General features: G+C 63.7%; 1 pseudogene. It reads left to right on the top strand.

The annotated features are described in order from the left end of the window. Positions 1-438, top strand: a pseudogene (locus tag JWG43_RS18470) (chromosome partition protein MukF); the annotation flags it as partial.

The following is a 438-nucleotide window of genomic DNA, read 5'->3' as shown; positions in this document are numbered from 1 at the left end:
GCAGGCGGGGCTGCCCAACATTCAGGAAGCGGCACAGGGGCGCGACGATCTCTTCCACGTCGAGGAGCTGACCCATGCCCTGCAGGGGCGGCTCGACGTCATCACCTCCTGGGGCCAGCAGTGCATCGAGCTCTGGTCCCGCTATGACAGGCACGTCCACAAGTTCATCCGCAACGCCATCGACATGGACAAGAACCGCGCCTTCAGCCAGCGGCTGCGCGAATCCATTCGCAACTTCGAACAGCACAATTTCTTGCTGCGGGTGGCCGAGGAGCCGCGCCTCCTGGAGCTGCGGGACGAAACCATCGCCATCCACGACGAGGAGGTGACCGGCGAGGTGCCCCTCGAGATGGAGTTCATGGAGATGGTGGACATCAATCAGGCGCTGGCAGAGCGCATCGAACGCTATCTGGCCCGCTATCCCGAGCAGGGGCAGCA

It is taken from the genome of Desulfobulbus alkaliphilus (genome assembly GCF_016918545.1).
GTDB classification, from domain to species: domain Bacteria; phylum Desulfobacterota; class Desulfobulbia; order Desulfobulbales; family Desulfobulbaceae; genus Desulfobulbus; species Desulfobulbus alkaliphilus.
Note: the sequence above shows the minus strand (reverse complement) of the source record. Positions and strands in the feature narration are given on the sequence as shown.